This is a genomic window from Bacteroidales bacterium (assembly GCA_026418905.1).
Lineage (GTDB): Bacteria > Bacteroidota > Bacteroidia > Bacteroidales > DTU049 > JAOAAK01.
In genome coordinates this window covers 52964-79038 of the sequence record JAOAAK010000028.1, presented here as the reverse complement: position 1 = coordinate 79038, position 26075 = coordinate 52964, and the positions used below count along the sequence as shown (strand labels likewise).

The following is a 26075-nucleotide window of genomic DNA, read 5'->3' as shown; positions in this document are numbered from 1 at the left end:
ATTAAGTGAAAATAATCTGGCTTTGTTCACCTTCTGATTTGGCATAAAAGTCTCCTACAGTCAGAACATCTTTTACCTGGGGCAGGAGGTCATCTTTAGATAATCCAAACATTTCCATTGCAAGTTTACAAGCATAAATTTCACCTCCCCCAGCAGTGATTAAGTCGAGGAATTCTTCGACATCAGGGATATCCAATTTGGCCATTTTTTTCTTCATCATCCAAGAAACAAAAGCCTCCATACCAGGTATCATGCCGAGCCAAGTAGGCATTCGCCAACCATTGGGAAGCCTTAAAGCTGGATTACCTACAGTTGCTGTATGCAAGCGTTTGTAACGTTTGCCTTTTTTTGTAATAGCATCGAGCCCAAAAAAGGTAAAAAACATTCTGGTTTCAATACCTTCCATCACTGCTCCATTAGCCAGTACAAGAGCGGCGTAGACATCCTCCAAATTGCCTTTGGCACAAATAATACTGATTTTCCTTGTTTTGTCTTTCATGGTTATGAATTTTTATACACAACTGGTTGGTTTAGGAAGTCCTGCGATTTTCATGGAAAGTCTTAAGGGTGCACCTGGAAAAAGCTGATAAAAAGTTTTTACGTCAACTATTCCACTTTTGTTGATAGCACGAATAGTCAGTGTTTCTCCTGCTTTAAATTTTGATCGCAAGTAATCTAAAATCTTAAAATGTGTTTCTGTAAGTTCAAGACCTTCTTCCTTAGCAATATCAATAGCTACTTCTTTTGACCAATCATCTGGATTGATTAAATACCCTTCTTCGGTTACCTCGATATTTTTTCCGCCTAACATTTTGGTTGCCATATTTTTATTTATTTACATGGTTATTTTCAAGGGAATACGTTGCAGGTGTTTTAGAAAGAAGTTTAAGGATACTAAGCATATAAAACAGACCTGCTTTGGTTTCTTTTGAGTTCATTTCTCTTATAAGCTTGAAAAGAGATAATTTGGTATTTTCTTCGGGGAATTTTGCTCTGGATAAAGCAAAGGTGAACCTTTCTATGGCTTCCAACATTTGTGGTTCTTGAAAATAAGAAAGTATATTTTGAAGCCGTGCAAAAACACCTTTTTCTTCAAGTTCGGCTAATTTGTAAGTCAGATCTTTAATTACTTCATTGATAACCGTTCCAAGGTCTTTTCTCAAATCATTTAAAGAACGAAGTGTTTCCAACATTTCATTAAAGGTTTGAATGTTTTTCAGGAACCGTAAAAACAATAGCTTTACTTCCTCTGGATCAATTTCAAGATTGTGTTTGTCTAGTTCTTCAACACTTGCTTTAAAGATTTCATTTCCAACCCTATACCCATCTTCAAATAAGTCTTCCCAAAACTGACGTCTTTGTTTTTGTTCTTGTAAATAGTCAAGGATTTTATCAAGTTTTTCATTTAGGGTGTTGATATCGGAATTTATGATGATTTTTTCCATACCAAGGTGTTTTAACAGGTTTTGCATTTCCCAGCCATAGTCATAAGAGGCTCGATGGGCATTTCGTGACCTTTGATGATAATGTGCCAATACATCCAGCGGAAAAGTATTTTGCCATAGTGGTTAAAACGGGTGTTTTTGAGAAGTCCGAATGGACCAATGCCAGGGAGGGGAAAAGTGCCAGGTAGGGGTTCTGTTTCATAATTGAAGTCGATAAGGGAACCTTTTCCGAATCCGGTTTCAATGTAGCAATTAGCGTGTCCGTCAAATTTTGCCATAAGAGGTCTGTCTTCAATTGCACTTAAGATGTTTTCATAAAGAATTTCACCAGAAAAGTGTACTACCGATCCTGCTTTACTGGTAGGAAGATCAGCTGCATCACCAAGGACAAAAACGTTTGAGTATTTAATAGATTGTAGGGTGTATTTATTTGTGGGTACGTAATTTAAATCGTCGCCCATACCACTTCTAGCTATAACTTCATCTCCCATGTTTACTGGAACAATAGCAAGAGCATCGAAGGGTATTTCTTGGTTACTATAACTTTGAATGACTTTTTTGTCATGATCGATGGTTTCAATGTAAAAATCAGGCACGATATGAATGTTTTTTTCTTCCATCAAACCAGAAAGCATCCGTTGAGCTCGTGGCTTTGTGAAAGCACCCGGCATAGGTGTCACTAAGGTAATATTGACGCGATTTCGGATACCTTTTTTGGTAAAATATTCATCGGCCAGAAAGACAAATTCAAGAGGGGCTACTGGACACTTAAAGGGAACATCTGCAATAGCCATCACTAAATTTCCCCCCTGCCAGGAAGAAAGAAACTTGTGTAAACCTAAAGCTCCTTCGATGGTATAAAAATCGAAAATTTCTCTATGCCAAAGTGGTCCAATTAATCCTTGAGTTTGGTCAGGTCGTATCTGAGTCCCTGTTGCAATGATAAGAAAATCATATCGAAGTACCGTTCCATCTTTTAAAATAACCTGATTTTGTTCTGGTTTAATTAATTCAGTTTCTTCGAAAATCAAGTTGACACCAGGAGGAATAAAATCTGCTTTTGGTTTGACCACATCTTCTTTTTTATAGATACCAAAAGGTATAAACAGAAAACCAGGTTGATAATAGTGGGATTTATTTTTGTCTACGATGGTAATATCCCATTCATTTTTATCCAAGGCACGACGAAGTTTGTTTGCCATCATTGTCCCACCTGTACCGGCTCCCAAAATTAATATTCTCTTCATAAATTCTTTTTATCTTTTTATTTTTGCAAACGTACAATTTAAAAGCTGTGAAAGCAAGATTTTAAAAATGACAAAAATCATATTCTATGGAAAAATTTCAACCTCAAGAGATACATTTAAATAACGATAAATGTAAATGTGATGAATGCATTCTACGAAGTATAGTAATTTCCAATTTACCTCCAGAGGTAAATGATAGAATGTGTCGCCTGAAACAGGAGAAAGTTTTTCAAAAAGGAGAAATCATTATCAGTGAAAATGATCCCATTGAGTATTTTTTTTATTTGAAAAAAGGGCTCATCAAGCTTTCGAAGCTATTGGACAATCAGAAAAATTATATTTTGATTTTGGCACGTCCACACGATTATATAAGTCTTTTGTCCATTTTTCATAGGAACACCTATAATTATTCTATGACAGCTATAGAGGAATGCGAAGTTTGCATTTTCCCCATGGAAGAAATACAACAGTTACTGATAACGTATCCGGATTTCACTCTTGCTTTTTTGAGAAAAGTAAATAAAACGTCCGACGTTTTGATTGAAAGATTTTTAACTTTTAATAGTCGTAATCTTAGAGGTCGTATAGCTTTAATTTTGCTTGAGTTTAGTGAAAAAATTTATCAGTCAAGAGCTTTTGAGGTACCTATATCTCGACGAGAAATAGCTGAATTAATCGGAATGACCACGGAAAATGTAATACGAATTTTAAGTGAGTTTAAGAACGAAAATATTATTAAAATCAGTGGAAAAGAAATTGAAATTGTTGACCCAGACAAACTGAGGTTAATTGCCGAACACGGTTAATTATGTATAGCATTGAACCCTTTTATGCATGGAGAAAATATTATCAAAGTGAAATTGATGTATTAAGTCCTTTTTATGGAATTCACTATGAAGAATTTAGTCTAAGGCATACCATTTACAATTACTACATACACCCTTATTGGGACGACTTCGGTTCTCAAACTTTATATGTTAAAGTTCTTTATGCTGACTACACCCATCATGTCATTATTATGGAATTGCTAGGGGAGTGGAATGATTGCCTTTACAACGATATTATGCTACTTAAACGAAACGTCATTGATGTTTTTATCTCCAACTGTATTAAATACTTTATTCTCATAGGGGAAAATGTATTAAATTTTCACTACTCTGATGATTCTTATTATCAGGAATGGAAAGAAGATATTGAAGATGGATGGATTGTAGCTATTGGTTTTCGGCCACATGTATTAATGGAGATGAAAAAAATTCACCTTGATTATTTTCTTTTTGTTTTGAATGAATTCATCGAACTAGAATGGAGGACTTTTACTCCACTAATGTTGTTTAATTATGTACGCGAACAACTTTCAAAGTATTTACCAAAATAATTTTTTCTTTTTCAGTCCCGATACGTTGTTAAACCTTGATAAGGATCAACATTTGTTTTCTTTTTACAATTGGAATATTGATTTTATTCGGGTTGATAGTTGTACTAACAATTCACTTTTTCAATCGGTTTCTTTCATTTCTCATTCATCTGCAAATGCATTTAGTGAACAGATGATTTTTTTAAATGACATAATATTTCTACCTGCTTTTGTTTCGATACTTATCATGTTGTATTTGCCCCCTGGAGCTTTATCACTCAGTAAATTTCTTAAAAATTATTGTTCTCTTACAGATTTGAGATTTTCGTTGTTTCAGTTTTTTTCGGTTCTGAATGCTATGTTTGTTTTATCTCTGTTTTTTTTCATTTTTACAAATTTTGAACTTTCTGCAAATGACTTTCTTTTGTTTTCTCAAGCGTTTTTGAGCATTGGTGCGTATTTTATCATCAGATGGCTCTTTATTGGTGGAATTGGGTTTTTAATGGAGAATGTGGATATGAGTATAAAATATTTGAAATATGATATAGAGTTTTTACTTTGGATGGGAACCCTTTTTGCAACGATATTTCCTCTTGCTTTTGTAGGTATATTGACTCATTACATGCGTTTTATCTTATTGTTTTTGATAGTTTTTTTAATATTGTTGCGTTGGTATTACTCTTTTAAATTAGGGATGCAGGAGAAAAAATACGGGCAGTTAATGTTTTTTTTGTATTTTTGCACCGTAGAAATATTGCCCCTTTCAGTGATGTATAAATTGATAGGGGTAATTTAAATGCCGAACTGATGAAGGTAAAAAAAATTTTAATAACTCAGCCCCCTCCAGCAGAAAGTGAAAAAAACCCATACGTTGATATAGCATCCAAATATAATGTGGAAGTGGTATTTAAAAAATTCTTCCGCGTAGTTCCTTTGAATTCATTAGAATTCCGTCAAAAAAATAAATGTAATCTAGCAGATTTTAATGCATTGGTTTTTACAAGTAAGAATGTAATTGATTATTATTTTCAACTTCTACGAGACTTAAGACTGGAAATCAGAGATGATACAAAGTACTTCTGTTCTAGTGAAAAAATAGCAGTATATTTACAGAAATACATCCCCTTTCGTAAAAGAAAAATTTTCTGGGGAAATTCCTCTTTAAACGATCTTATTCCGATTTTCAAAAAAGAGGAAAATCAGCAACTTCTTTATCTTATTCCTACCAGCGATAGTTCTTACGATTTTTCTACAACACTTTTTAAAAACCATAACTTGAACTATAGAAAAATCATCATCTATCAAAATCAATATGAAGACTTGACGTCATTTCCCATTAAGGATTTTCAAATCATGTGTTTATTTAGTCCTCATGGTGTTAATAGTCTTTTCCATAGCTTTCCTGATTATAAACAAGATGATCAAATAATTTTAGTTCATGGTTCAGCAACTGCTGAAGAAGCAAGGAACAAAAACCTGGTAGTAGCAGAGATTATTCCTAATGAAAGATTTTCAAGTATGATATTGGCTCTTGAAAATTACCTTACTACTTTAAATAAAAAGAGAAAAGATAAGTGACAACATCGAAATTCCCTTTCCCTAAGCAATATCGACGAATCAGTAAGATAAAGGCTCAGTCATTGTTCGTTAATTCCAATCATTTTTTTGAAAATCCTTTCTTAGTGCGTTTTTTAATAGAGCCAGCTCCAATGGGGTCTTATAGGCTTCTCATATCACTTTCAAAAAAAAGAATTCCTCTTGCAACAACAAGAAATTTGATTAAGAGAAGAATAAGAGAAGCATGGAGAAAAAATATTCCCACTGTTTTAAAAAACCTACAAACTAGAAATTTTTTGCTATATGTCAACATTCACTATACTCTTTCTTATGCTGTCAGTTATCACGTAATTGAAGGAGCAATAATTAAGTCTCTTGAACGTTTAGTTTCTTTGTATGAAGAAATTGCTAAGTAAGCCATTGGTTTTTTTGATACGTTTGTACCAGATTTTTCTTTCGCCAATTTTACCTAATAGTTGTCGTTTCTTACCTACCTGTTCTCATTATGCTGTAGAGGCTTTGGAAAAACATGGACCATTCCTTGGATTATATTTGTCAGTGTGGAGAATATTAAGATGTAATCCTTGGAACAAGGGAGGATATGATCCAGTCCCCGATAAAGTTTTTAAAAGAAAGCAAAAAAATCAAAGCAATGATACTCTTCAAAAATAAGTGGACAAAAGTAATTTTATTGTTTTTTGTAAGTGGATTTCTCTTAACATCGTCCGTAAATGATAAAGATTTTGAAATTACTAAGAATCTTGATATTTTCATAACCCTTTATAAAGAACTTAACCAAAATTACGTAGATGAACTTATTCCTGGTGAGCTGATCAAGATAGCTATAGATAAAATGCTTGAATCACTTGATCCATATACGGTGTTTATTTCTGAAAGTGAAATAGAAGATTATCGCTTCATGACCACTGGTCAGTATGGAGGAATTGGAGCATTGATTCAAAAAATCGATAATCAAATTGTCATCTCGGAGCCGTATGAGGGTTTCCCTGCTTTTGAGGCAGGTCTTAGAGCAGGTGATATTATTCTCGAAATCAATGGGAAAACTGTGGCTGGAAAAAACATTTCAGAAGTAAGTGAGATGCTCAAGGGTGCTCCTGGAAGCGAAGTACAAGTTCTCGTACGACACCCCATAACTCTAAAAGAAGAAAAATATACCATCATCCGAAAAGAAATCAAGATAAACAATGTGCCTTATAGCTGCATGGTTCATCCAGAAGTTGGATATATTAAATTAACAACTTTTACTCAAGGAGCTTCGCAAAATGTAAGAACTTCTTTAGAAAAACTACGAACAGAAAATCCAGAAATGAAAGGTTTAATCCTTGATCTGAGAGGAAATACAGGTGGATTGTTGCATGAAGCAGTAAACTTAGTCAACTTATTTGTCGACAAAGGAATCATTATTGTCCAGACACGAGGAAAGATCCAGGAAGCCAATAAAACCTATAAAACGCTCAATCATCCTGTAGATAAAAACCTCCGTCTTGTTGTTTTAATAGATGGCAATAGCGCTTCAGCTAGTGAAATCGTTGCAGGTAGCATACAAGACCTAGATAGGGGTGTTATCATTGGTCAGAAATCTTTTGGAAAAGGCCTTGTTCAAAACATCATCCCTCTCGTTTATAATACTAGCTTGAAAGTTACAATAGCTAAGTATTATATTCCTAGTGGTAGATGTATACAGGCCATAGACTATTCACATAAGGAAAAAGGTTCTCCCATAAAACTTCCCGATAGTGTACAACGCACCTTTTACACAAAAAACGGTCGACCTGTTAAAGATGCAGGAGGAATATTGCCCGATATTTCTATCCCTTATGATTCTTTAAGCAATATCTCGGTAGCTTTACTGTCAAAAAACCATATTTTCAATTATGCAACTCTTTATGTGTATGAACACCCCCAAAAACCCATGATCGAAAATTTTTCCCTCTCAGATGAAGAATACCAAAAATTTATCAACTACCTTCAAGACAAGGATTTTGATTATACTACCCGAACAGAAAAAAAACTGCTAGAATTAAAGCAAACACTTGAGGATGAAAAATACTTTCAACTGGTATCTTCTGAATTTGAATTGATCAGACAAAAAGTGTCACACGATAAGAACAGAGACCTGATTTTGTTTAAAAATGAAATCAAACGACTTCTTGAAGTTGAAATAATTTCAAGGTATTATTTTCAGAAAGGTCGCATCCAATATGATTTATCTGACGATAAAGAAATCAAGGAAGCTATCGAAATACTAACCAATGAGGCTCAATACAAGAAGATCTTGCAGAAACCATGAGTTTAAAAAATTTCGATGAGGTTTTTTTACGGGTTAATTTTGCTCTACTCCTTGTAGGGTTGGTATACAGTAAGTCATTATTGTCCATTTCGCAAATAGTTCTGATAGTAGCAATATTATTTCAAAAAAAATTTCGAGAATCTTTATTAAATAGTTTAAGACATCCTTTTTTTTGGATTCTGGTAAGTTTATTTCTTTATCATATGGTGGGACTATTATGGACGAAAGATTTTACTTATGCGTGGAAAGATTTAAGAATTAAACTCCCTTTAATCATCATGCCAGTCATTTTTTGTTCTTATCGTCAATGGCTCAAAACGGTAAAATATAGTTTTCTTTACTTTTTCAGCATAGTTTTATATTCTTACATGTTTTTTTCAATTCTTGAAAGTTTGTTTTATCAGAAACCATTACATGATGTACTAATCCTGAGTCACATCAGGCTGAGTCTCATGATTGGAATTGGCTTTAGCATTGCTCTTTTCTATATGATAAACAATTTTCAGGGGTGGAAATTTCTCATTGGATTCGTCATCCTAAGTGGGGTAACTTTTTTGTATCTCATATATCTTAATTCATTTACTGGTTATTTGAGTTTTTTCTTTGTTCTCGTGGTTTTTATAGTATATTACCTTGGGCAGTTGAAAAGGAAATATGTTATTTCGTTATTAACTGTAATGGTGTTGGGTTTAGTATATTTTGGTCGCGAGGCTATTTGGGTAAAGAATACGTGTTTTCCCGAAGTGGGTTTTTTCGAAAGAACAGAACCTCGTGAAAATGGAAATTCAATTTATCAGAATGTGAATATTTCGGAGGTTATACATGCATGGAATATGCGAAGTACTAAAAAAATTGAAAATGATAGGGATTCGATTTTTCATATTTTACTTCGATATTTGGCATCACGAGGCTATTCAGCTAACAATGATGGTGTTTGGAAACTTTCTGTTTCGGACGTGAATAATATCGAAAAAGGGTTGACCAATTATCGTCTTGTAGAAATGAATCTTATGCAAAAAAAATTTTATACTTTTTTTTGGGAATGGTATGCATATATAGGTAGTCGCCAATATGTTGGACATTCCATACCTCAACGCTTGCATTTATGGCAGCTAGGATGGAAAGTATTCAAAGAGAATTGGATGTTCGGAGTGGGAACTGGTGATATTCAACAGATCTTCATTGAGTTGAAACGATCGAATCAAATTGTTTATGCAGATGGTAAGATCTTACGGCCTCACCAGCAGTTTATAACCATTGGAATACAATTGGGTATTCTCGGGATTTTGTTTCTTGTTTTGTTGGTTTTTTTACTTGTATTCCTTGCTTTCAAGGAAAAAAATGTTCTTTTTATTATCTTTGCTTCACTTATGATTCTATCTATGATGTATGAGGACACACTAGAAACCCAGGTGGGCGTTTCCCTGTTTAGCATTTTTACTAGTTTTTACATCACACAAAAAATGGAAAGATACGAGTATGAAGAAGGAAATTAATTCTTTCGAGTATGAAGTGGTCAACAATTCAGATATAACATCAGAGGAAAGTTTACTTATTATTAAAGCCAAAGAAGCGTCTTTAAAAGCATATGCGCCATATTCAGAATTCTATGTGGGAGCGGCAGTTTTGCTTGATAATGGGCAAGTTATAACAGGAAATAATCAGGAAAACATGGCGTTTCCAAGTGGTTTATGTGCAGAACGAGTGGCAATTTTCTATGCCAAATCTCAGTTCCCTGAAGCAAAAATAATAGGAATTTCTGTGGTTGCTCAAAGTCGTAAATATGTTCAGAAAATGCCTGTTTCACCATGTGGTGCTTGCAGGCAAGTAATGATCGAATACGAAATGCTTCAGCATCAACCATACTGGATATTGTTGTGGAATATGGAGCAAGAAATTGGTTATCGTATACCATCAGTGTCTTTATTACTCCCTTTAAATTTTATGTTACAATCATGAGAATATATTGGGCGTTTGTTTTGGGATTCTTTATTCTTTTTTCATGTAGAGATCAAGGTGTTCCCTCAAAAAATGAAGTCATCATTGAAGGACGTTTTATTCATTCGCGAGCACATGTAGTTTATTTTGACATTATTCACGTCGATCGAACTGAAAAATGGGACTCGGTCATTTTGGATGAAAAAGGAAGTTTCCGATTAAGAAAAAAAATAGATCAACCTTATTTCTTGAAAGTCTATCTTGATGAAAAGCAATTTTTTACCGTTATTGCAAAACCTGGTGATCATCTTTATCTGACAGGGAACATTCGACAATTTAAAGATTCTTACACTGTTGAAGGATCTCCTGAAAGCGAACTTATCTATCAATATCTTTTAAAAGCACGAGACCATTATGCAAAACTTGATAGTCTGGCTGTGTATTGGGAAAATCATAAGTACGATCCTCGGAAGATGCATATACGTGATTCTCTAGATTCCATCTCAAAATATATTTATACTTCCCATAAAAACTATGCGGCTAATCTTGTTCGAGATAATATGAGTAATCTCGGAACGTTGTTTATAGCGTATCAGTATTTTGGGCCTACTCCTGTGTTAGATGTGGAAACATACTTGCCGTTGATGGATTCCTTGGTAAATGTTCTTTCAGGTCTGTATCCACAAAATGAACATGTTCATCATCTAGCTATGCGCGTAAAAAAAGCAAAGCTAGCAAAACAGGAAGAAGAAGAAATAAAGAAGCGATTAAGTCCAGGAAATCCAGCTCCAAATTTTCAAATGCTGGATAAGAACGAAAACACTTATTCCTTAAATCAGTTCAAGGGCAAATATATTTTATTGCATTTTTGGGCTACCTGGTCACCAACATCTGCTAAAGAATTACGGGCACTGAAGTTTTATCATACCACATATGCCCCAAGGGGATTGGTGTTTATTTCGGTTTCTTTTGATTATGACCGTAACATGTGGGAAAAGGTAATTGAATCTGAAAAACTCAGTTGGATACAACTATGTGACTTCAAACACGTTGATTCACCTATAGCAAAATTATATGCTGTAAAGAAAATTCCTCTCTATTATCTCATAGATCCCCAAGGAAATATTGTTACCAAAGCGCATTTGCTCAATGAAATTGGTCCGACGTTGTATAAAATATTTTTTCTTTTTCCTGAAAAGCGAGATAGTGCTGTATCTTCAACTAAAAAAGAATGAAAAGATCATTTCCAATTTATGAGCTCAACCTGAATGAAAATAAGGCATGCTATTTTATTGCTGATACTCACTTATTTTCTGATAAACAGCAAGAAAAGGAAAAAATATTGTCAAATTTTTTGACCCAAATTAAAACCGATGCACAATATCTTTTTTTATTAGGAGATATTTTTGATTTCTGGTTCGAGTATAAACATCTGGTTCCACGAGGTTATACCCGTTTTTTCGGCAAACTTGGAGATTTGGCAGATGCGGGAGTAGAAATACATTTTTTCAAGGGTAATCATGACATGTGGACACGTGATTATTTTGTTAAGGAATTTAATGCCCACATATGGGATTTACCCGTTCGTTTAATACATGGAAATTTAGTCTTAGAAGTAGGACATGGTGATGGGTTGGGTCCTGGAGATTATGGATACAAAATTTTAAAATTTTTTATCCGTTCACCTTTTGTTCGATTTCTTTTTTCATGTTTACCTTCTTCTATTTCATTTCCAATGGCGTACATGTTTTCCAAGCAAAGTCGTTATGCTAATGAAAAATACAAAAATTCACTCAATCAACTTAAGGAAAAGGAGTACATTATTGAATACATCAGGTTAACAAATTCCCAACGAAGAGCAAACATATACATTTTTGGTCATCGTCATCGTTTTTTTGATTTAATGATTGACGATTCTCGCTATATTAACTTGGGATTTTGGGATTTTGAGAGAACTTACGTCAGATATGATGGTGAAATTCAAATTTTAAAATGGTGAATTTTTATTTTTCAGAAGACAAGCGTCACCATAACTAAGGAATCGTAATTTGTTTTCGAGAGCAAAGGCGTAGATTTTTTTCCATGAGATCGAACTAAAAGCATCAACAAGAAGAAGCAGCGTGCTTCGAGGTTGGTGAAAATTGGTAATTAAATAGTCTGCCATTTGAATGGGCTTTCCAGGGAGAATCATCAGTTGAGTATCAAATTGAATATCTCTATCTAATAGATTAAGTTTAGGTAGTTGTTCAAGAAGAGTAGTTCTCGAAATCCATCGACTCTCAGGTATTTCCCATCCAATCCATTGTGGGATGGTTTGGATAGGTTGACCAAGAAGAATGCTTAGTAAATAAAAATAAAGACTTTCAAGGGCTCGAAGAGAAGTGGTTCCAACGACAATCCATGGTTTATTGCTGTGTTCTAGTAATAACTTTAAACTTGTCGGAGGTATGTTGATCAATTCTTTGTGCATCTCGTGCGAGTGAATATCTGTTTTTAGAGGTTTGAACGTACCTATGCCAACATGCAAAGTGATGGGTACCAGTTGAATATTTTTTTGAGTTTGTATGGTTTCGAGAAGTTGAGGTGTAAAATGTAGTCCAGCCGTTGGAGCAGCAACAGATCCAGGATGATGAGCATAAATGGTTTGATAGGTTTCTTTATCTTTTTTTTCAACAGGTCGCTGTATGTAAGGAGGAAGTGGAACTAAAGCTATCATCTCTAAAATTTCACTAAAGCAAAGAGAAGATGGAGACCAACTTAATCTTACCTTATTTTTATCAATTTTTTCTGCACGAAGTGAATACTTCGTCCCATTAGTTAGCCATTCAGTACTAAGCACTTCATCTTTCCATTTTGAAGCATTACCGATGAGAACTTCCCATATTACTTCCTTACAAGTTTGAAAATTGGTCTGGTAATCTGGCGGATCAATGGGGTTAAGAAGAAGAATCTCGATTCGGGCACCAGTGCTTTTTTGAAAAAAAAGTCTAGCAGGGATAACTTTAGTGTCGTTATAAATCAGGACAGCATCCGAGGGTAGATGATGATGTATTAAACGAAATTTTTCAATTACAAAGTTTTCATCAATGGCCACAAGTAAATTTGAAAGATCTCTTTCCGCAACAGGATATTGTGCTATATTTTCTTCTGGTAAATAATAATCATATTCCTCAATGGAAATATTAGGTCTTTGCATAGATGGAATGATAGTTATTTGATCATATCTGCGGGTCGATATACCATAGGCATATCGACCCGATCTTTGATTACATAAGCTTCTGGAAAATCCTTCTTTATTTTCTCCCTGAAAGCATAAGCCTCCAGTTTGCTTCTAAAGTTACCCACTCGTACACGAAAATAAGGTTCCTGGTAAATGACGTAGACTGGAATGTCTGGATAAAGAGATATAAATTTAGCTTTCACACCAAGTGCTTTTGTTTTAGAATAATTACCACTTTCGAAAAAAATCTGAACACGATAACCAGGATATCCTTTGATATTACTGAAAAAGCGAGAATACTCACTTACCCATTTGTCAATTTCACTGGTTTCATACTTAACCTGAGCACATATGTTAAGCGAAAAAAAGAAGAAAATAAGTAGCGGATTTATTCTTGTCATTATTTCCACTTATAATAATGTGCAGTAAGAAGTACGCATTTTTCAGGGTTATATTTAGTGACAGACGTGACTACCTCCAACCTTTTAGCGTTGGCAGGCCAATATACAATGTTCATGTAATCGGAATTACCATAGGTTCCATTAGTAGATTCAAAGGTTTCCCCATCGATAGTTTTGCTCAAATCCATCACGATAGGACCTTTTTTCCCAAGTTGCATCAGTCGCACAGCTTCGAGGGAATTAAATTCCATTGTAATTTCACCACATAATTGATTGTTTTCCACAAAAAGTCTTTTCTGAAAATTAGTTGCTAAAGGAAAATAGCTTTCAATTTTGTTTCCAGTAAGATAGTCATTGATAAGTTCTTCAAAATCCTGACTTGATACATCTACAGTATCGTCTTTTTGACTGTGAATATTGTAATACGTGATCGTTAATTTCCCAGAATTCTTACCGGTAAATTCAAACACATATTTTTTATATTCCACTGTCAAACAACTGGTCATTAAAAAAACCAGCATACCAATTAACATTAAACGAGATATTTTCATAAAAATGATTTTGTTTGCAAATTTAATAAAATAAAAAATAACCATGAATAAAAAAGCTTAATCAATTAATATATTGTCTAATTTTGTAAAAAAAAGAGAATATGATGAAAAAATTTTTTCTGCTGTTGAGTTGTTTAATATGTATTTATAATTGTTCGAGAACGCGCGAAGATGCGGTGAAATTTAACAATGCAGTGGTGGCAGATCAGAGGTTAATAATAGAGTCCATCAATAAACTGGTAGATGTTTTTCAGGATACGAATTATCAACAAATCGAAAAAAGATACGTCGAGCATGTTCGTTTACTGGAAGAAATGAAAGCAAAATATATAAACATGCAGCCTTTTGATGATGAAGACATTTTACGGAAAGCATTCATGGATTTTATTGATACCAATTACCGGTGTGCAAAAAATGAATATGCACGACTAATAGATATTTTAAAAATGACGACTGAAAAAACTTATTGGGACAACAAAAAAAAGTGGGATTCTATAGCACATTTGGTTCAGGAAAAAGAACAAAGAATCAACGAAAAGTTTCTTGAAGCACAGAAGAAATTTGCTGAAAAATACGATATTACCCTGGTGGTAAAATAAGGGGATAATAGCATAAGATGAAAAAGGAAGAGGGTCTTGCTCCGACGCCACTTATGCGTCAATATCAGGAGCTTAAGGCTAAGTATCCTGGTACCATTTTATTGTTTCGTGTAGGTGATTTTTACGAAACATTTGGTGAGGATGCTGTGATAACCTCATCAATTTTGAATATTACGCTAACTAAGCGAAGTAATGGGGCAGCTGCTGATGTGGAACTGGCCGGCTTTCCCTACCATGCACTAGATGTTTATTTACCCAAATTGGTTAGAGCAGGTCAACGAGTTGCCATATGCGAACAATTGGAAGACCCCAAGTTTGCTAAAAAGCTTGTAAAACGAGGTGTTACGGAAGTTGTAACACCTGGAGTTACATTTCATGAAAATGTGTTAGACAATACAAGAAACAATTATCTTGCTTCGATATTTGTTCAGCATCAAACGGCTGGTGTTGCTTTTATTGATGTATCTACTGGTGAATTTTTTGCTGCTGAAGGAAGCATTGAGCAAGTTGCAAGATGGTTGCATAATTTTCAACCAAGTGAAGTACTGATTCCTCGTTCTTGGCGTGAAAAATTTTTTATGGTATTTGGGTCCTTTAATGTTTTTATTTTGGAAGATTGGATTTTCACTGAACAATTTGCTGAAGACACTTTGTTGAAACAATTCAAAGTAGTTTCTTTGTCATCTTTCGGATTGGATAAATTGATGAAGGCAAAAATTGCGGCAGGAACATGCTTGTATTACATTCAACAAACCCGAACAGAAGAATTATCTCATGTTCGAAGTATTTCTCTTTTACATGATCAAGATTACGTTTGGATAGACAATTTTACATTGAAAAATTTGGAGATACTTAACCCATTGCACGAACAAGGTAGAGCTTTGTATGATGTGATGAATAAAACGGTTACTCCGGCAGGTAGTCGTTTACTAAGAAAGTGGCTAACCACACCCCTTTTTTCTAAGCAAAAAATAGATGAGCGCCTTTTAACGGTTGATTTTTTCGTTCGATATTCAGAGAAAATAGTTTTTTTGCAGCAAAAATTAAAAGAAATAATTGATATTGAACGATTTGTTGGACGTTTAGCTGTTTTAAAGGTATCTCCGCGTGAACTTATTCAATTGAAGCATTCCATTAAAGTTGCAGAAGAAATTTACAATTTTTTACATAAGGAAGACCCATGCAAAAATTTTCTTCCTTCACAATTTAATCTAAACAATGTTCATGATTTAATCAATTCTTTCATTGTGGACGATCCCTCTGTTCAAATACAAAAAGGGGGAATCATTCGCCAAGGAATTAATCAAGAACTTGACGAACTTCGTTTGCTTTTTCATGATAGCAAAAATTTTCTGGAAAAACTTCTTGCTGAAGAAATACACAAAACAGGAATTTCATCACTGAAGTTAGGTTTTAACAACGTATTTGGTTATTATTTTGAAGTTACTCATACACATCGCCATAAAGTCCCTCAGCATTGGATAAGAAAACAAACTCTGACTCATGCTGAACGTTATGTTACTCCAGAATTACAAGAATATGAAGCTCGAATTCTTGGTGCAGAAGAAAAAATATTGCAAATCGAACAAGAATTATATTTCCAATTTTTAAAAAAACTGCAAGAATATATTCCTTCGTTGCAAGATGTTGCCATTTTTTTGGCCCAACTAGATGTTTTTCTTTCACTGGCAAAAGTAGCTATAGAGCATAGATATGTTCGACCTTCTATTCAGGAAGACATGATTATCCACATCGAAGGAGGAAGACATCCTGTCATTGAAACTGTCTTACCAGCTGGTGAGAAGTATGTAGAAAATGATGTATATTTAGATAACGATAAACAACAAATTATTATTCTCACGGGCCCAAACATGTCTGGCAAATCTGCATACCTTCGTCAAACTGCATTGATTGTTCTTCTTGCTCAATGTGGCTCATTCGTGCCAGCTCGTTTTGCCAGAATCGGGTTGGTGGACAAGATTTTTTCTCGTATCGGTGCATCGGATAACATATCAGTCGGACAAAGTACGTTTCTTGTCGAAATGCTTGAAACTTCTCGTATTTTGCATAATTTCACTAGTAGAAGTCTGATCATCCTTGATGAGATAGGTCGCGGAACAGCAACGTACGATGGAATATCCATAGCCTGGGCAATTACAGAATATTTTCATAATCATCCCATTTACAGGCCCAAAGTTCTTTTTGCTACCCATTATCATGAATTGAATGAACTAGCAAATCGATTTCCACGAATAAAGAATTATCATGTACAAGTTAAAGAAATGCATGATCATATAGTTTTTTTACATAAAGTGATTCCAGGAGGAAGTGAACATAGCTTTGGCATTCATGTCGCACGCATGGCTGGCATACCTGAGAAAATTGTAAAAAGAGCTGAAGAATTACTTCACCAATTTGAAAAAATTCGAGCCGAAGCAGATATTACTCCAGGGCAAATTACGATGCCAGTTCAGCTTAGTATTTTCCAACTCGATGATCCCTTGCTTGAAGAACTACGTCAAGAAATAGAAGGACTAGATATCAACCAGATTACCCCAATTGAAGCCTTACAAAAGTTGTATTTCTTCCAGCAAAAATTGTCTAGAAAACAAGTAAATCAAAAAAAATAAATATGATATATTCCATGACTGGCTTTGCCAGAAGGCAAGTGATAACCCCTCATTTTGCTTTTAGCGTGCAATTACGTTCCCTTAACTCAAAAGTGTTAGATATCAATTTGAAATTACCTTTTGTTTTTCGAGCACGAGAAGCAGAAGTGAGAAAAATTTTAGCTGATATTTTGCAATTGGGGAAAATAGATCTACATGTCAGGTTAGAGAATATTACTGCGACAGCTCATGTCTTTAATTTTGAAATTGCGTCTTGGTATTATCAACAATTGTTAGAGCTGGAAGACCAACTTCAAATTAAAAACCCTCAGCGTGATTGGATGCAGATTTTACTGAGCCTTCCCGATGTATTCAGATTATCGGAAGATGAAATACCCGAAGAAGATTTCCTAACTTTTATGAATGAGTTAAAGGACATTTGTAATGAACTTATGCAATATCGTCTCGAAGAAGGTAAATCATTGGAAAATGACATATTACAACAACTTCATTTTATCGAAGAAAACTACTTCTCTATTCTTTCTTTGAGCGACAAACGCCTTGAAATATATAAGAAAAAGCTTTTGGATGAACTCAGGATGTGGAAAAAACAAAACGACTTGGAATTTGATGAAAGGCGATTAGAAGAACAACTTATTTATTACGCTGATAAATTAGATATCAATGAAGAGTTGAAAAGACTAAAACATCACTTAGATTATTTTAAAGATGTTACGATGGATGAGAAGAATCTACTGAAAGGGAAAAAATTAACTTTTATAGTTCAGGAAATGGGGAGGGAAATTAACACCCTAGGAAACAAAAGCAATATGTTCGAAATTCAGCAATTGGTAGTCGAAATGAAAACAGCATTAGAAAAAATTAAAGAGCAGTTAAGTAATGTCCTCTAATGATGATCAAAAGGTAATTATTTTTTCAGCGCCCAGTGGCGGTGGAAAAACAACCATCGTGCATGAACTTATGAAACGATTAAATTTTCCTTTTGCTTTTTCTGTCTCTGCTACCACAAGGCCTCCACGTAGTTGTGAAAAACATGGAGTGGATTATTATTTTTTAACCGTAGAAGAGTTTAAAGATAAAATCATCAACGACGAATTCGTCGAGTGGGAAGAGGTTTATCCTGGTCAATTTTATGGAACTTTAAAGAGCGAAGTGGACCGACTTTGGAGGGAGAGAAAAATTATCCTTTTCGACGTAGATGTAAAAGGTGCTGTTTCACTCAAAAGATTTTTTGGGAATCGATCTCTAAGTATTTTTATTAAACCTCCTAGTTTAGAAGTTTTACGTCAGCGACTCATAAATAGGCACACAGAAACCGAACAGACTTTAGAGACTAGAATTGCTAAGGCTTTGTATGAATTATCTTTTGAGCCTCAATTTGATGTGATTATAGTTAATGATGACCTTGAGAACGCCATTGCAAAAACCATTATAGAAGTGAAAAATTTTCTCTTATCGTAATTTACGCAAATAAAAAAGCCGCCAAGCAGGCGGCTGGTATGAATTTAATGAATTTTATTATCTCAGAATTTGTAAGGGAATAGTTTGTGTTGTTTGGTGATCGATGATGTGCAAATAGTACATTCCTGAAGGAAGGTGTAGAACAGGTATGGTAGTAATATTATCTTTTCCAATGTGTTCATATAGAAGTTGTCCACAAGTGTTGTAAATTTTTATCATGCTGTTGCAAGTGGTTCCCTCTATAAATACTAGCTCAGAAGATGGATTGGGATAAATTTTAAAAGAAACATCATTATTTATTTCAACAATGTCAGTTACATCGCTAATAGAAATATCATCGAGAAGAATGGCAAATTGGTCTGGGGTACTATAAGCGTAAAATCCAATATAATATTCTCCGGTAGAGGGAACAGTAAATGTTTTCGATCCAAGCTGATATGTGGTATGATTGAAAAGTCCGAGATCTGTTAATAGCGTTGTCATACCACTGACAGTATTGCTAGTTCCTAGAAAAACTTTCATTTTTTCATTATAGTTGCTATCAAAAGCTTTGTAGTAAAAGTTGAGTTGATATGTTTTGCCTGCTTCCATAGAAATACAATTGGTGATTAACCAATCTTTTCCTGGTAGAGCTTGATTATACATATAATAAGCAAATCCGCTATCCGTGCGTGCATAATTTTGATTCTTACCGATATTCCATGTGGAACCACCATTTTCGTCGATAATGGTAAATGTTTCGTTTTCTTCAGGTGTTTCAAAGCCAAATGATACAGGAATTTGAAGTGAGGGAAAGTTTTTGGTAATGGTTTTTGCTGTGTCATTGCTAGAATTATTATCTCCAGGAAGAGATGTATATGCTACGATGTTGTAAACGCCGTCTTGAGATAAGTTAGCAGTTTGATTAAAAGTGTATACATAACTGGATTGAGAGGGAATGGTAACTGTGATAATTTCTGTTACAGGAGAACTACCGTTGATTTTATAGGATATGGGGATGTTGAAAAGCTGAGAAGAAGAAGGATTGAATAGGTTAACAGAGATAGATTGAGAGCCGGAAAGGTGACAACCTTTAGGAATAGGATTAATTCCCATTACAGCTATGTCATTTGTTATAGGTGCTAAATTATACGGGAAAGCCAACGCATCAAGTTCTTGGGGAAATGTAGCAAGAATGGTTGCTTGCCCAGTGTTTGTATTAATTTCTGCAAGAATGCCGGAGCTAGAATAGAGTGTACCATATAACTTGTTTTTGTTGCGATCAAATCCAATATCTTGAGCATAATTGATATCAATCCCTAAAGGACCAATGATGGTTCCCGCTCCCGTTGTTTTATTGATGCTATATAAGTTGTTGTCATTAAGATTGATACCATATAAATTACCTGCAGAATCGCAAGCAATGCCAATGATGATACCCGAACATATGGATCCAACAGGATAAGATTGACCAGTTGAAATATTAATCTTAACTAAATTAGAATTACTTCCGTCGTATGCAGAACCATAAAGGAAACCAGTTTTAACATCGTATGCCAGACCCGTGAGAGAAAGGCCACTTGCACCAATTTCTGTGATCGTTCCTGATGTAGTATCAATAGTCATAATTTTTGAGTTTTGGGTGTTACTGTATTGAGAAGTATACCATGTTCCATTGACAAAATCTCCTCCACTCATAAAATCTCCGTTGTACGAACTGAGAGATGTGATTTTACCCGTAGGGATTTCTATTTTGACTGGGCCAGTAGGTATGGTGCTTGTGGGATCATAAGCGTTAAAAGCAAAAGCATATTTTGGAATAACTACCTGATAATTTTTTTGTAATGAATTGTTAGTAGTATCATTATCTAAGATAAGGATGGTAGCTTTTGCTGTATAGCTACCAACAGGTGAAGCTGTAAGAGGTGTGAAATTAACAGTATCCGTCTGAAGAGGGAGAAGCGACAAAGAAAATGTATCTGTATAAATCAGTGTGTTAGAGGAATTTAAAATGTTTAAAACAACATCTACTAGTGCATTACTTGCGCCCATGTTTTTGATTTCAACAGAGGGTTTGATGGTACTATCTAGGATATAATAGTTAGATAAAAAGAGTTGATTGACTTTCAGTTCTAAGGATGGAGCAGGGTTAATTACGATAGACCCATTAATTACATGAGGATTGCTTCCATATCCATCTCCGTAAATGGTATAGTTAATGGTTTTTGGGCCTGTAACGGATGGTTGGATAGATACGTTTACCTGAAAATTATATATTCCTTGATCCAAGGCTCCGCAGCCAGTTGGATTGCTAGTGCCCCACATGATGGTTTGACCAGAAACAGGAGTTACAAGGTTTACATTTGCTCCGGAACAACCATTGGGGTTTGCTAATGGATTGCTAGTCCCAGATTCCAAGGGGGTAATTCCTGAAGGGAACGTCATACTTACACCATCGACAAACTCCCAATCGTTAGATACAACATTTAATTGAAATGTTAAAATCATGGTGGACCCAGCAATATAGCCTCCTCCAGTATAAGCAATAGTAGAACCCGCAAGACTTTTAATAGGCATTTTTTCATTACCTAATTTTTTCTTTTGATCCTGATAAAAGATGTTATCAGAATCAACATTTTGAGCAGACAAGCACAAAATGTAACTCATAAATACGGTAAGAATAAGAAACTTTTTCATAATGAAAATTTTACATTGTTGAGCAAATTTATCAAAAATTATTCATATACATTATCGAAAGAAAAAAACAATAAGACTGTCTAAAAGAAAAAACTTTATGAAAAAACTTATTATTTTATTTCCATTTTTCTGGAATGGCTTGATTTTAGCTCAACGCGATGATCATACTTCATTTTCCTGGACTTTAAAAGGGGTTGTATTGGATTCTTTATCCAAAAAACCTATAGAATATTGTATGGTCAGTGTGTTTTTGTTGAAAGATTCATCTCTGGTTACTGGAGGTATTACTAATGAAAACGGTCAATTTAACATTACTGTTCCTCGCCCTGGGAAGTTTCGCATTACTTTTAGCTTTTTGGGTTATACTCCAAAAACAGTCTCACCTGTACAGATTTCTCCTCAGACATCTTTGCCTAATGCGTCGATAGATATGGGAACAATATATTTAATGTCTTCCACTTATCGACTAAAGGAAGTCACGATCGAAGACGATAGACCTCAAATTGAGTTGGAATTAGATAAAAAAGTAATACACGTAAAGGAGGATATTACTTCGCAGGGAGGTACAGCTTTGGATTTGTTGCGTAATGTTCCTGGTATTGAAGTAGATCAAGATGGCAATATTAGCTTACGAGGGAGTGAAAATGTGCTTGTGCTAATAGATGGTCGTCCTAGCACGTTAACTGGGTCTAATCGTCGAGCAGCTTTAGAGCAAATACAAGGTTCCAACATCGAACGAATAGAAATACTGACCAATCCATCAACAAAGTATAATCCCGAAGGGATGACAGGGATCATAAATTTGATATTGAAAAAAAAGAAAGGATCGGGGTTTAATTCAATATTAACCATGGGCATAGGATCTAAAAATAAATACAATGGAAACTTTGCTCTCAATTATTCTACCGACAAGTATTCAGTATTTCTTAACCTGGACGGATCAAATAGGCAAAGCTTTCAGATGGGAAAAAGAGAAAGATTTTCATATTATTTATTGGATCAATACTATTTATTTCAAAAGTCAAACGGAAGTGATCTCATGCAAAATTATTCTGTTAAATTTGGGGGCGATTGGTATTTTTTACCAGGATGGACTTTATCTGCTTCCGTTACGACTTTTTTTAATGAAGGAATAGGAAAAGACAAGACTAATTCATTTTACGAAGATCCTTCTGGCGATACGACCTTGAGTTTTATTACCATGAATAACTATACGCGAGGTGGACATAATACAGATCTGGCGATTAATATGATGAAAAGATTTAAACAGCCTCAAGAAGAATTAACTATTGATTTTTCTTGGAGCAACAGTAAATTTATAGATACGTCATTTAATCGTTTTCTTTTTTTTAAAGGTGATAGCATTGAATCTCAGTTAACTAATTGGCAGCTATATCAAAGAGCCACAAAACATCAAATAGGAAATGGTAAAATTAACTGGTCTTATCCTCTTTCTGATAGTATGTTGATGGAGGCAGGATTTGAAGGATCCCTGCGTCTGATGAATTTTAGAAATGAAAACTTGTGGTATGATTTCAATCAACTTCAGTGGAAACAAAATGATACGTTATTGTACACATATATTTTTAAGGAACAAATAGCTGCTCTTTATGGAGTATTAAAAAAGCAATGGAAAAGATGGAGTGCTTCTGGAGGAATTAGGCTAGAACATGCTCAAACAAATGTGCATCTGATTGATTCTGCTGATAATATCAATGTTTATAAAAGCATTTTTTTAAGTGGAGCCATCTCTCACATGATACGACCTAATCATCAAATTCAACTGACATATAGCAGAAGGATAAATCGCCCTTCTTTTTTTAATTTAAATCCTTTTAAAGATTATAGCAATTATCCTAACATTAGAGCAGGAAATCCATATCTAAAACCCGAATACATTCATTCAGTAGAGTTTTCGTATGCTTTATATGGAAAAAAGTTCAATTTCATTCCTTCTGTTTTTTATAAATATGTGACCGATGTGATAACTCGTTATCGACAAAGCATCAATGATTCTGTTTTTATCATGACATGGCAAAATTATCAAAGTGCAGTTTCGACTGGTATAGATGCCACTTTTTCTGGAAAACCACAAAAATGGTGGAATTTTACTATAAGTGGGCAATATTATTGGACGCGTATCAATGGACAAAATATTGAAACTTCCATTACAGGTGATGCAAGAGGTTGGTCGTTAAAAACCAATCAAACTTTCAAATTGCCTCATATGACTGAACTACAATTTACTGGCATGTTTAATGGCCCCCGTTTTACTGGGCAAGGAACTCGTCAGCCCTCTTGGGCAGTAAATGCTGGTTTTCGAAAATCTTTCTTAAAAGACAAAATAATAGTTTCTTTGAACGCGATGGACATCTTTATGACGCAAAAATTTGAAATCATTTTCGATCAGCCCACGTATTTTTTCATCAATCAACACAAGCATGAATCCCCCATTGTCATGCTAAACCTGACATGGAAATTAAAAGGAGACTACAAGCCTCGCGACAGGAAAAAAAGAGATAGGGAAAATCAAAATTATGAGGACATGGATTTTTAAATGCAATGAGATCTAAATTAATAGTACTCAATCATGATGAAGTCTTTTGGAATTTTATCTCCCGGACTAACATGTATGTGTTTAATTTTCCCAGTCATAGGAGCAAGGATTTTATTATACATCTTCATGGCTTCCAATTCAAGTAATATATCTCCTTCTTTTACAAGTTGATTAGGTTTAACATAAATCTTCCGAATGATACCAGGGATAATTGATAAAACATGTTTTGGATTGAGAGGTCTATATGGCTTGCGATTTAAATATTTTTCCGTCGGCAAGCCATAAAATTCGCCTGATTCAAAATAAAATTTATGATATTCAGGTTTTTCTTTGTCTTTTTTCATGAGCGGAAAATTTAAAACGGTGGAATTCCATGTTTTTTAGGTGGTCTACTTACGCTCTTTTGTGAAGAAACTTCTAGAGCATGAGCTACAAATTTTCTTGTCTCTCGAGGATCAATGACTGCATCAATATGCCCAAAAGCTGCTGCTACATAAGGGTTAGCGAATTTTTCGCGGTATTCTTGAATTTTTTTCTGTCTTACTTCTTCAGGATTTTCAGCTTGTTGAATTTCGTTGCGGAAAATAATATTAGCAGCACCTTCAGGGCCCATTACAGCAATTTCAGCAGTAGGCCATGCAAATACGAAATCTGCTCTTAGGTGACGAGATCCCATGGCTATATAACCCCCACCATAAGCTTTTCGTAAAATAACGGTAATTTTAGGAACAGTGGCTTCGCTATAAGCATATAGCAACTTGGCTCCATGACGAATGACCCCGCTATGTTCTTGATCCACTCCAGGTAGGTAACCTGGAAGATCCACCAAGGTAACAATAGGAATGTTAAAAGAATCGCAAAAGCGAATAAAACGTGCAGCTTTATCTGAACTATCCACATCCAAAACACCTGCAAGGTATAGAGGTTGATTAGCAACGAATCCAACAGTTTCACCTTCAATACGTGCAAATCCAATTACGATGTTAGGAGCAAACAATTGTTGTACTTCAAAGAAATCAGAATCGTCAACAATGGCTCTGATAATGTTCCTAACATCGTAAGGCTCCTTAGGATCAGAGGGGAAAATTTTTTCAATTTTATAATCTCTTTTGGGGTTAGATGGAGGGAAAGGATCGGCTTTCTTCATGTTATTCCATGGAATGAAAGAAAGCAATTTTTTAATCTGCATAAAACATTCAAATTCAGTGCGTGCGTAAAAATGAGCATTACCAGTTTTTTCAGCGTGTATTCTTGCACCTCCAAGTTCTTCCATAGAAATTTCTTCTCCAAGGACTGTTTTTATGACCTCAGGACCAGTAATAAACATTTTAGATATGTTATCAACAACAAAAACAAAGTCGGTCAATGCAGGGCTGTATACAGCACCTCCAGCGCATGGCCCTAAAATCACTGAAATTTGAGGAATGACACCTGAGGCGATACTATTTCTATAGAAAATTTCTCCGTAGCCAGCTAGTGAGTTTACACCTTCTTGAATACGTGCTCCACCAGAATCGTTAATTCCAATGATGGGCATCTTCATTTTCAAAGCGTGATCCATGATTTTTGTGATTTTCTTAGCATGCATAAAGCCTAAAGAACCACCAGCTACCGTAAAGTCTTGTGCATAGATACAAACAGGGTAACCATTGATGGTTCCCGTTCCAGTAATTACACCATCCCCTGGAAGATACTTTTTGTCCATGTCAAAATCCCTACCCGCATGTTCTACGAAAAGATCATATTCATGAAAGGAATCAGGATCTAAAAGGGCCAAAATTCTTTCGCGAGCTGTGAGTTTGCCCATCGCAACCTGTTTGGCCACAGCTTTTTTTCCTCCACCCTCTCTGGCACTTCGCATGCGGGCACTTAATTCTTTCGTTTTTGACCGAATTGACATATGAATGTTTTTAGTCTGCAAAGTAAGTATTTTTTAATAAATTAATTTTTCCCTTTGATGAATAGCACTCGAGTCGCTAAATACAATGATTCTTAATGCAAGGTATACCATAATTGCATTTTGATTTTAATAAGTCATAGGTAATATTGTGGAAGAGAATGGCTTAAAATTATTATATATGCATAGGCTTATCTACCAATGAAACCAATTCTTGCTTCATATTGG

26 protein-coding genes are annotated in these 26075 nt (G+C 34.8%); 16 read left to right on the top strand and 10 right to left on the bottom strand.

Going from position 1 to position 26075, the window contains the following annotated elements; all coding sequences use genetic code 11:
* Position 1 precedes the first annotated feature (1 nt).
* The 4 genes from N2Z72_05475 to N2Z72_05460 are packed head-to-tail and all read right to left on the bottom strand — an operon-like array spanning position 2 to position 2692.
* Positions 2-499 carry a DsrE/DsrF/DrsH-like family protein gene (locus N2Z72_05475; protein ID MCX7697129.1) on the bottom strand — a complete coding sequence of 166 codons (498 nt, stop codon included), beginning with the start codon at positions 497-499 and terminating at the stop codon, positions 2-4.
* Between the two features lie 12 nt (positions 500-511).
* The gene (locus tag N2Z72_05470) at positions 512-823 is read right to left on the bottom strand and encodes a TusE/DsrC/DsvC family sulfur relay protein (GenBank protein ID MCX7697128.1); all 312 of its coding nucleotides are present in this window, start codon (positions 821-823) and stop codon (positions 512-514) included.
* A gap of 4 nt (positions 824-827) precedes the next feature.
* Complete coding sequence (locus N2Z72_05465) at positions 828-1445, bottom strand: DUF1641 domain-containing protein (protein ID MCX7697127.1); 618 nt, start codon at positions 1443-1445, stop codon at positions 828-830.
* An 11-nt stretch (positions 1446-1456) separates the two neighbouring features.
* A complete protein-coding gene (locus tag N2Z72_05460) occupies positions 1457-2692 on the bottom strand; it encodes an NAD(P)/FAD-dependent oxidoreductase (protein ID MCX7697126.1) in 1236 nt (411 codons plus the stop codon).
* A gap of 86 nt (positions 2693-2778) precedes the next feature.
* On the opposite strand from N2Z72_05460, the gene N2Z72_05455 reads away from it, so the two are divergent.
* From N2Z72_05455 to N2Z72_05405, 11 genes are all read left to right on the top strand, one after another.
* A complete protein-coding gene (locus N2Z72_05455) occupies positions 2779-3498 on the top strand; it encodes a Crp/Fnr family transcriptional regulator (GenBank protein MCX7697125.1) in 720 nt (239 codons plus the stop codon).
* 2 nt (positions 3499-3500) lie between these two features.
* Positions 3501-4070: a hypothetical protein gene (locus N2Z72_05450; protein MCX7697124.1), complete on the top strand. Its 570-nt coding sequence runs from the start codon at positions 3501-3503 to the stop codon at positions 4068-4070.
* Between the two features lie 52 nt (positions 4071-4122).
* The gene (locus N2Z72_05445) at positions 4123-4845 is read left to right on the top strand and encodes a DUF4271 domain-containing protein (protein MCX7697123.1); all 723 of its coding nucleotides are present in this window, start codon (positions 4123-4125) and stop codon (positions 4843-4845) included.
* A gap of 11 nt (positions 4846-4856) precedes the next feature.
* Positions 4857-5627: a uroporphyrinogen-III synthase gene (locus tag N2Z72_05440; protein ID MCX7697122.1), complete on the top strand. Its 771-nt coding sequence runs from the start codon at positions 4857-4859 to the stop codon at positions 5625-5627.
* A complete protein-coding gene (locus tag N2Z72_05435; GenBank protein ID MCX7697121.1) occupies positions 5624-6022 on the top strand; it encodes a ribonuclease P protein component in 399 nt (132 codons plus the stop codon). Before N2Z72_05440 ends, N2Z72_05435 begins: the two co-directional genes overlap by 4 nt.
* The gene (yidD, locus tag N2Z72_05430) at positions 6003-6278 is read left to right on the top strand and encodes a membrane protein insertion efficiency factor YidD (protein ID MCX7697120.1); all 276 of its coding nucleotides are present in this window, start codon (positions 6003-6005) and stop codon (positions 6276-6278) included. Before N2Z72_05435 ends, yidD begins: the two co-directional genes overlap by 20 nt.
* A complete protein-coding gene (locus N2Z72_05425; protein MCX7697119.1) occupies positions 6259-7917 on the top strand; it encodes a S41 family peptidase in 1659 nt (552 codons plus the stop codon). Before yidD ends, N2Z72_05425 begins: the two co-directional genes overlap by 20 nt.
* 203 nt (positions 7918-8120) lie before the next feature.
* Positions 8121-9413, top strand: coding sequence for an O-antigen ligase family protein (locus N2Z72_05420; GenBank protein ID MCX7697118.1), 1293 nt, complete (start codon positions 8121-8123; stop codon positions 9411-9413).
* The gene (locus N2Z72_05415; protein MCX7697117.1) at positions 9397-9876 is read left to right on the top strand and encodes a cytidine deaminase; all 480 of its coding nucleotides are present in this window, start codon (positions 9397-9399) and stop codon (positions 9874-9876) included. Before N2Z72_05420 ends, N2Z72_05415 begins: the two co-directional genes overlap by 17 nt.
* Entirely contained in the window at positions 9873-11090 is a 1218-nt protein-coding gene (locus N2Z72_05410) for a TlpA family protein disulfide reductase (protein MCX7697116.1), read from the top strand. Before N2Z72_05415 ends, N2Z72_05410 begins: the two co-directional genes overlap by 4 nt.
* Entirely contained in the window at positions 11087-11854 is a 768-nt protein-coding gene (locus N2Z72_05405; protein ID MCX7697115.1) for a UDP-2,3-diacylglucosamine diphosphatase, read from the top strand. Before N2Z72_05410 ends, N2Z72_05405 begins: the two co-directional genes overlap by 4 nt.
* On the opposite strand, the gene N2Z72_05400 is transcribed toward N2Z72_05405, so the two are convergent.
* Genes N2Z72_05400 through N2Z72_05390 form a run of 3 tightly spaced genes read right to left on the bottom strand, consistent with a single transcriptional unit; the run spans position 11843 to position 14027 of the window.
* A complete protein-coding gene (locus N2Z72_05400) occupies positions 11843-13051 on the bottom strand; it encodes an S-adenosylmethionine:tRNA ribosyltransferase-isomerase (GenBank protein ID MCX7697114.1) in 1209 nt (402 codons plus the stop codon). The genes N2Z72_05405 and N2Z72_05400 overlap by 12 nt on opposite strands.
* 14 nt (positions 13052-13065) lie before the next feature.
* Positions 13066-13476, bottom strand: coding sequence for an SPOR domain-containing protein (locus N2Z72_05395; protein ID MCX7697113.1), 411 nt, complete (start codon positions 13474-13476; stop codon positions 13066-13068).
* On the bottom strand, positions 13476-14027 hold the full coding sequence (locus N2Z72_05390; protein ID MCX7697112.1) for a hypothetical protein: 552 nt from the start codon (positions 14025-14027) through the stop codon (positions 13476-13478). Before N2Z72_05390 ends, N2Z72_05395 begins: the two co-directional genes overlap by 1 nt.
* 101 nt (positions 14028-14128) lie before the next feature.
* Here N2Z72_05390 and N2Z72_05385 point away from each other — a divergent pair, with 101 nt between their 5' ends.
* Genes N2Z72_05385 through gmk form a run of 4 tightly spaced genes read left to right on the top strand, consistent with a single transcriptional unit; the run spans position 14129 to position 18717 of the window.
* Positions 14129-14626 (top strand): hypothetical protein, encoded by a 498-nt coding sequence (locus tag N2Z72_05385; protein MCX7697111.1) that lies wholly within the window; start codon positions 14129-14131, stop codon positions 14624-14626.
* A gap of 17 nt (positions 14627-14643) precedes the next feature.
* A complete protein-coding gene (gene mutS / locus N2Z72_05380; GenBank protein ID MCX7697110.1) occupies positions 14644-17256 on the top strand; it encodes a DNA mismatch repair protein MutS in 2613 nt (870 codons plus the stop codon).
* Between the two features lie 2 nt (positions 17257-17258).
* Positions 17259-18146, top strand: a complete 888-nt coding sequence (locus tag N2Z72_05375; GenBank protein MCX7697109.1) for a YicC family protein — start codon at positions 17259-17261, stop codon at positions 18144-18146.
* The gene (gene gmk / locus N2Z72_05370; GenBank protein MCX7697108.1) at positions 18136-18717 is read left to right on the top strand and encodes a guanylate kinase; all 582 of its coding nucleotides are present in this window, start codon (positions 18136-18138) and stop codon (positions 18715-18717) included. The genes N2Z72_05375 and gmk overlap by 11 nt, the downstream gene beginning before the upstream one ends.
* Before the next feature lie 57 nt (positions 18718-18774).
* Here the strand turns inward: gmk and N2Z72_05365 are convergent, their stop codons facing one another.
* On the bottom strand, positions 18775-21393 hold the full coding sequence (locus N2Z72_05365; GenBank protein ID MCX7697107.1) for a choice-of-anchor J domain-containing protein: 2619 nt from the start codon (positions 21391-21393) through the stop codon (positions 18775-18777).
* 97 nt (positions 21394-21490) lie between these two features.
* On the opposite strand from N2Z72_05365, the gene N2Z72_05360 reads away from it, so the two are divergent.
* A complete protein-coding gene (locus N2Z72_05360) occupies positions 21491-23950 on the top strand; it encodes a TonB-dependent receptor family protein (GenBank protein MCX7697106.1) in 2460 nt (819 codons plus the stop codon).
* 17 nt (positions 23951-23967) lie between these two features.
* On the opposite strand, the gene N2Z72_05355 is transcribed toward N2Z72_05360, so the two are convergent.
* Positions 23968-24294: an acetyl-CoA carboxylase biotin carboxyl carrier protein subunit gene (locus N2Z72_05355; GenBank protein MCX7697105.1), complete on the bottom strand. Its 327-nt coding sequence runs from the start codon at positions 24292-24294 to the stop codon at positions 23968-23970.
* 11 nt (positions 24295-24305) lie between these two features.
* Positions 24306-25850 carry an acyl-CoA carboxylase subunit beta gene (locus tag N2Z72_05350; GenBank protein MCX7697104.1) on the bottom strand — a complete coding sequence of 515 codons (1545 nt, stop codon included), beginning with the start codon at positions 25848-25850 and terminating at the stop codon, positions 24306-24308.
* Positions 25851-26075: the final 225 nt, after the last annotated feature.